Raw genomic sequence first — 6,689 nt, forward strand, 5'->3', positions numbered from 1 at the left:
GTCCAATGAACGAGAACCAGCCGACCGGCGCACCCGAAGACCAAGAAGACTTCGAGACCCTTTTAGAGCAGAGCGTCCAGGATTCCGGCAGGCTGGAGCCCGGCCAGATGGTCCAGGCGGCGATCGTCAAGATCGCGTCCGACTGGATCTTCATCGACGTGGGCCGCAAAGGCGAGGGGTATCTGGACCGCAAGGAGATGCTCGACGAGGCCGGCAACCTCACCGTCAAGGAAGGCGACAAGGTGCGCGCCTACTACCTGCCCTCTCCCAGCCACGAGATGCACTTCACCACCAAGATCGGCTCCGGCCCGGGCGCGCAGGCCCAGCTCGAGGACGCCTGGAAGAGCGGCATCCCGGTGCAGGGCACCGTGGCCAAGGAGGTCAAGGGCGGCTTCGAGGTCCGCATCGGCGGCGGCGCCCGCGCCTTCTGCCCCTTCTCGCAGATGGGCCTTCGGCGGGATGAGAATCAAGCCGAGTGCATCGGCAAATCATTCACCTTCAAGATCACCGAGTGCGCCGCGCGCAACGTCGTCCTGTCGCGCAAGGCCATCCTGGACGTCGAACGGCAGGGGAAGGCGCAGTCCCTCCGGGACTCGCTCAAGGAAGGGATGCGGGTCAAGGGGACCGTGACCTCGATCCAGAAGTTCGGCGCCTTCCTCGACGTGGGCGGAGTGGACGGGCTCATCCCGGTCTCCGAGATCGCCTGGGGCCGCACCGAGAAGGTGGGCGACGCGCTCTCCGTCGGCCAGACGGTCGAGGTCGTGATCAAGAAGCTCGACTGGGAGAACAACAAGCTCTCCTTCAGCCTGAAGGACACTCTGCCCGACCCCTGGCACAGCGCGGCGCAGACCTGGCCCGTGGGGACCTACCAGAACGGCACCGTCACCCGCCTGGCCCCCTTCGGCGCGTTCGTCGCCCTGGGCGGCGGGGTGGAAGGCCTCATCCACATCTCCAAGCTGGGCGGCGGTCGGCGGATCAACCATCCCCGCGAGGTGCTCAAGGAAGGCCAGGAGATCGAGGTGCGCGTGGAGGCGGTCGACCCGGAGAACCGCAAGCTCTCCCTCTCCCTGGCGTCGCTGAGCCGTGCCGAGGAAGAGGAGGCCGCCGATCTCAAGGCCTACCTCGACAAGTCCTCGGACGCGGCCGCGAAGAGCCTGGGCACGACTTTGGGCGACCTCCTCAAGGCGAAGCTCGAGAAGCGGGGCTAGCCCTAGATCCCGGCCGCGCTGCCCCGCTCCAGCGTCGTGCGCAGGTCCAGGTACCAAGTCCCGTCCACCTTCTTCCAGTAAAGCACCGCTTCGGGACGCTTGTTCTCCTTGGTGTTGAGGATGCGCACCCCGCAGGTGGTCTTGGCCTTCGCGCGCTGGCCCGTGGAGTCGAATTCGATGAAGTCGATGTTGATGTCCTGGATGTCGAGGTTCTCGGGCGGGATCTTGAAGAAGCCCTCCATGAGCTTGGGCATGTCCGGACGGGCCTTGATGTCCTCCGGGGCGTGGAAGGAGGCGGCTTCGTCGAAGGCCTTGAACTTCAGGCATTCCAGGAAGCGGTGGGACTTCCTCTTGATGACAGCCTTGTCGCTCTGCCAACCGGGCAGATAGCCCTCGGACATCAGATACCCGGTCCCTGCCGCGGCGGCCAGGAGCAAGACGACGGTCAGAAGTTTTTTCATAGCGGTCTCAATCCTCGGCCAGTCCTAGGGCGCCGGCAGCCAGAGCCAGGAACAGCGCCAGCCCCAGGGCCAGGGCTCCGAGGCTCTTGAGCTGGTCTAGGAAATGGGCGCCGTTGTGCACGTCCACCAGCGCCTCGTAGCACCATTTGGTGAGGGTGAGCTTCTCGATGAAGGAGGATGCGCCCTTCTCGATGTTGTCTCCCAGGAGGACCTTGGAGAAGATGGCCTGGGGGATGAGGAGGATGGGCACCGCGGCCACGGCGCCGTAGGCGCTGCGAGCCACGGCTGAGATCAGCAGGCCCAGGCCGCAGGCGGCGATGCCGGTCCCGCAGAGGGCCAGGAAGACGAGGCTGTGCGCTCCCCAGGAGTCCCGCAGGTGCATGAGGTGCCCCTGGGCCGCCAAGAGCAGGACGGTCTGCACGGCGCAGACCACGGACATCACGCTCATCTTGGAGAGCAGGTAGGACCAGATGTTGAGGTCGAACATGCGCTCGCGCAGGAAGATGGGCCGCTCGACGACGATGGCGGTGCAGGCGTTCATGCAGCCCATCCAGAGGGCGGCGACGGACATGATGAAGTAGGTCTGGGGCACGGCCTCCTGGCCGCGCCAGGCCAAGCCGATGAACCAGCCGATGATGGGCGCCTGCGCCACCATCATGAGCAAGGTCCCCAAGGAGCCCAGGTGCACCGCGATGGCGCGGTCCACGAGGATGTCGTACTGACGTTGGAAGCCGGGTCTGGCCATGGGGCTCAGCCTCTCAGCGCCTGCGCGGCCAGGGGTGAGCGGCGGTAGAGGGCGGCCCACTCCGGCGCGGGCTTGGCGCGGATGGTCTTGAAGACTTCGGCCTCGTGGGCCACCTGGAAATGGGCCAGGAGCTGCGGACGGTCGCCGCAGAACACCACGTAGCCCGCGGCCAGGACCACGATGCGGTCCACGGCGCCGAGATACTCCATGGAGTGGGTGGTGGTGACCACGGTCCGGCCGCCGCGCGCCAAAGACGCCAGGAGCTTGACCAGGTCCTCCTCGGTCCCGGGGTCCAGGCCCGAGGCCGGCTCGTCGAGGATGAGGATTTGGGGGTCGGCCAGGAGCTCGATGCCGATGTTGACGCGCTTGCGCTGGCCGCCGGAGAGCCGGTGGATCCGCCGGTCCTTCGCCGCCGCCAGGCCCAGGACCGCGGCCGCGGACTCGATGCGTTTGCTCACGTCGGCGGGCGGCAGGGCCGTGTCCAGGCGCAGGCCGGAGGCGAACTCGAAAGCCTCGGCCACGGTGAGCTGGGGATGGATGACGTCGTCCTGGGGCACGTAGCCCAATCCCAGCCGGTATTGGCTGCGCATCTCCCAGACGTCTTTGCCGTCGAAGGTCACCCGGCCGCTGGCGGGCCGCTGGGTCGTGGTCAGGCATTTGAGCAAGGTGCTCTTGCCGCAGCCGGAAGGGCCGATGATGGCGGTCAGCTCCCCGGAGCGGAAGGACAGGCTGGCCTCGTGCAGGAGAGCGGCCCCGCCGGCCCGGAAAGTGACGGCTTCCATCCTGAGGTTGGCCATTTCGGACCCGGTCGATGGATATGATACCGTATTTGCCCCGTCCTCGCAGGCATGACGTAACTCATTGCCTGCCGGGCCCGGGACGGGGTACACTGTATCATCGTAGGGAGGCGCCAATGAATATCTTCGAGGACAATAGCCTCAGCATCGGACACACCCCGCTGGTCAGGCTCAACCGGATGACCCAGGGCCTGGGCGCCACCGTCCTGGCCAAGACCGAGGGCCGCAATCCGTCCTATTCCGTCAAATGCCGCATCGGCGCCGCCATGATCTGGGACGCGGAGAAGAAGGGTATCCTCAAGCCGGGGGGGAAGAACCCGACCGTGCTGGAGCCGACCAGCGGCAATACGGGCATCGCTCTGGCTTTCGTGTGCGCGGCGCGGGGCTACCGATTGACTCTGACCATGCCGGAGACCATGTCTTTGGAGCGGCGCCGCATGCTCAAGGCCTTCGGGGCCGAGGTGGTGCTGACCGAGGGCGCCAAAGGCATGCCGGGCGCGATCGCCAAGGCCGAGGAGCTCGCGGCCGCGGCGCCGGGCCAGTACTGGATCCCCCAGCAGTTCAAGAATCCGGCCAACCCGGAGATCCACTTCAAGACCACCGGCCCGGAGATCTGGGACGACACGGACGGGAAAGTGGACATCTTCGTCTCAGGCATCGGGACGGGCGGGACCATCACCGGCGTGAGCCGCTACCTCAAGGAGGTCCGCAAGAAGCCCATCTGGTCGGTGGGCGTCGAGCCTTCCGCCTCGCCCGTGCTCACCGCCATCCGCAACAAGGAGACGCCCAAGCCCGGCCCGCACAAGATCCAGGGCATCGGAGCCGGCTTCAAGCCGGACGTGCTGGACCTGGCCTTGGTCGACGAGATCCAGACGGTCTCCAACGAGGAGGCGGTGGACCTGGCGCGGCGGCTGCACCGGGAGGAAGGCATCACGGTGGGGATATCCTCCGGCGCGGCCCTGGCCGCGGCTCTGCGGCTGGCGGCGCTGCCGGAGCACAAGGGCAAGCTGATCGTGGTCGTTTTCCCGGACGCCGGCGACCGCTACCACTCCTCCATCCTGTTCCAGGACATCGCGGTCTAACCCCGCTCACCAGATCGAGCAGGCCTTGCCCGCGGGCTTGGTCATGGGCGCGCCCGCCGGGCAGGCGAAGGCCCGCGCGAACTCGGGCATGTTGACGACGACTCCGTTGATGCGGTACCGCGCGGGCGAGTGAGGGTTGGTCAGCGCCCACTCGCGCTGCTGCTCCGGGCGGGCGTTCTCGCAGGCCCACTGCGCGAAGCCCACGAAGAAGCGCTGCTCGGGGGTGAGGCCGTCGTTGGGCGAGAGCGCCTTGCCCTTGACCGCGTCCTGCCAAGCCTCGTAGGCCAGGATCTCGCCGCCGAGGTCGGCGATGTCCTCGCCGAGGGAGAGCGCGCTGTTGACGTGGATGTCGTCGACGGCGACGTAGCTCCCGTACTGGTCGGAGACGCACTTGGCGCGCTCGGCGAACTGCGCGGCGTCCGCTTTCGTCCACCAGTCCTTGAGGTTGCCGTGCGCGTCGTACTGGTGGCCCTCGTCGTCGAAGCCGTGCGTGAGCTCGTGGCCGATGGTTCCGCCGGTGTTCCCGTAATTCGGGGCGTCGTCCATCTTGGGGTCGTAGAGCGGCGGCTGGAGCACGCCGGCGGGGAAGTTGATGTCGTTCATCTGCGCGTCGAAGTAGGCGTTGACGGTCGGCGGGGTCATGCCCCACTCGCCGTGGTCCACGGGCCGCCCGATCTTGCCCAGCTGCCGGCGGAACTCGAAGGCCGCGGCGCGCGCCACGTTGCCGGCGGCGTCCGTGCGCTCGACCCGCACGCTGGAGTAGTCGCGCCAGCGGTCCGGGTAGCCGATCTTGTTGCGAACGGCGCGGAGCTTATCGAGCGCCGCCTTCTTGGTCTCCGGGCCCATCCACTCGCGCGCCTTGAGGCGGCGCTCCATGACCGCCTCGATGCCCCGGACCATGGCCAGGGCGGCCTCCTTGGTCGGCGGGGTGAACACCTTGCGCACGAAGGCCTGGCCGAGCGCCTCGCCGAGCTGAGAGTCGACGAGCTCCACGCAGCGCTTCCAGCGCGGCTGGATCTCCTTGGCGCCCTTGAGGTACTTGCGGTAGAACTCGAAGTCCTCGTTGACGAACGGGGCGGAGAGGACCGGCGCGCGGCCGTTGGCCAGGTGGAAGCGCAGGTAGTCCTTCCAGACGGATAGCGGCTCGGAGCCGAGGCGCCGCGAGACCTCGGTGAAGAACGCGGGCGCGGTCACGTTGACCGTGTCGAAGGGGGGAGCTTGGAGTTGAGCGAGGTACTCCTTCCAGGCCAGGGCGGGGGCCAGGGTCTCCAGGTCGGCGGGCTTCATCTTGTGCTTCAGCTTGTAGGGGTCGCGGCGTTCCACTTTGGTCAGCGAGGCCCCGGCCAGAGCCGTCTCGAGGCGCATGATCTGGGCGGCGCTGCGGCGGGCGTCCGCCGGCGCGTCGTCGAGGAGCTCGAGCACCTTGGCGACGTGCGCGACGTAGCGCTCGCGGTTGTCCTTGGACTTGTCGTCGGTCTTGAAGTAGTAGTCGCGGTCGGGCAGGCCGAGGCCGCCCTGGTCGAAGCTCGCGATCTGAGTCTCGGAATCGTCGGGGTCCTGCTGGGAGCCCGCGGCGAACAGGATGCCGCGGCCCTCGGACTCGCGCTGCAGGCGCGCGAGCAGGGCCGAGAGCTCGCGCGTGGAGCCCGCAGCGGCGATGGCGTCGAGGTCGGCCCGGATCGGCGCCGTGCCCAGCCGGTCGGCCGCGGCCTCGTCCATGCAGGCCGCGTAGTAGTCGCCGATCCGCGCGGTGACGGCGTCGCGCTCCTTTGCCGAGGCCGCCTGCTCCAGAACGGCGCGCAGGAAGGTCAGGTTGTCCTCGGAGAGCTTGCGGTACACGTCCCACGCGGTCTGGTCCGCCGGGATGGGGTTCTTCTTCTGCCAGCCGCCGCAGGAGTACCGGTAGAGGTCGGCGCAGGGGTCGACGGAGCGGTCCATGGCCGTCACGTCCAGGCTGGGCGTGTAGGGCAGGGCCGGCTCGTCGGCCGGGGCCGCGGCGCGCGCCGACGCGGCGGTGAGCAGGAGGATCGCGGCGAGGCGGGGCGCGGTTCGGGTCATGGGTCTGGGCTCCTTAAGAGGGACGTCTCGCCGCGTATCCTACATCATTTGCGTGGCCGCCCGCCCCGCTGCCCCGGCTCTCGCGCTGGAGCCTGACGAGCCCTGCCCGGCGCAGGTGCTGGCCGGGCTAGCGGCAATGCCGGTCACTTAAGGTCCGCCTCCGTCGGCTACAGCCGTTAAGAACCTCGGAACCCCGCAGGGGTTCCGAGGCCGGCGGTGTGCCCAGCATGAGCATGACTGGGAGGTGCAAGTCCTCTGGAGAACCTGGTCGCAGGGACTCCAAGCGAAACGCAAGGCGATGGTCCGCGAGGGTCACGCTGAAAGAAGCGGATAGCGAA

General features: G+C 67.9%; 6 protein-coding genes. 2 read left to right on the forward strand and 4 right to left on the reverse strand.

What is annotated here, in order from left to right:
* Positions 1 to 5: 5 nt before the first annotated feature.
* Positions 6 to 1,208 carry a 30S ribosomal protein S1 gene (rpsA, locus tag NTY77_06930; protein MCX5795207.1) on the forward strand — a complete coding sequence of 401 codons (1,203 nt, stop codon included), beginning with the start codon at positions 6 to 8 and terminating at the stop codon, positions 1,206 to 1,208.
* A gap of 2 nt (positions 1,209 to 1,210) precedes the next feature.
* Here the strand turns inward: rpsA and NTY77_06935 are convergent, their stop codons facing one another.
* Genes NTY77_06935 through NTY77_06945 form a run of 3 tightly spaced genes read right to left on the reverse strand, consistent with a single transcriptional unit; the run spans position 1,211 to position 3,211 of the window.
* Positions 1,211 to 1,669: a hypothetical protein gene (locus NTY77_06935; GenBank protein ID MCX5795208.1), complete on the reverse strand. Its 459-nt coding sequence runs from the start codon at positions 1,667 to 1,669 to the stop codon at positions 1,211 to 1,213.
* A gap of 7 nt (positions 1,670 to 1,676) precedes the next feature.
* Positions 1,677 to 2,414 (reverse strand): ABC transporter permease, encoded by a 738-nt coding sequence (locus tag NTY77_06940; protein ID MCX5795209.1) that lies wholly within the window; start codon positions 2,412 to 2,414, stop codon positions 1,677 to 1,679.
* Positions 2,415 to 2,419: 5 nt separating this feature from the next.
* A complete protein-coding gene (locus NTY77_06945) occupies positions 2,420 to 3,211 on the reverse strand; it encodes an ABC transporter ATP-binding protein (GenBank protein ID MCX5795210.1) in 792 nt (263 codons plus the stop codon).
* A 116-nt stretch (positions 3,212 to 3,327) separates the two neighbouring features.
* Between NTY77_06945 and cysK the strand changes: the two genes are divergently transcribed.
* Complete coding sequence (gene cysK / locus NTY77_06950; GenBank protein MCX5795211.1) at positions 3,328 to 4,293, forward strand: cysteine synthase A; 966 nt, start codon at positions 3,328 to 3,330, stop codon at positions 4,291 to 4,293.
* 6 nt (positions 4,294 to 4,299) lie between these two features.
* On the opposite strand, the gene NTY77_06955 is transcribed toward cysK, so the two are convergent.
* The gene (locus NTY77_06955) at positions 4,300 to 6,351 is read right to left on the reverse strand and encodes a M13 family metallopeptidase (GenBank protein ID MCX5795212.1); all 2,052 of its coding nucleotides are present in this window, start codon (positions 6,349 to 6,351) and stop codon (positions 4,300 to 4,302) included.
* Between the last annotated feature and the right edge of the window lie 338 nt (positions 6,352 to 6,689).

This window comes from Elusimicrobiota bacterium (assembly GCA_026388095.1).
Classification (GTDB): Bacteria; Elusimicrobiota; Elusimicrobia; order UBA1565; family UBA9628; genus UBA9628.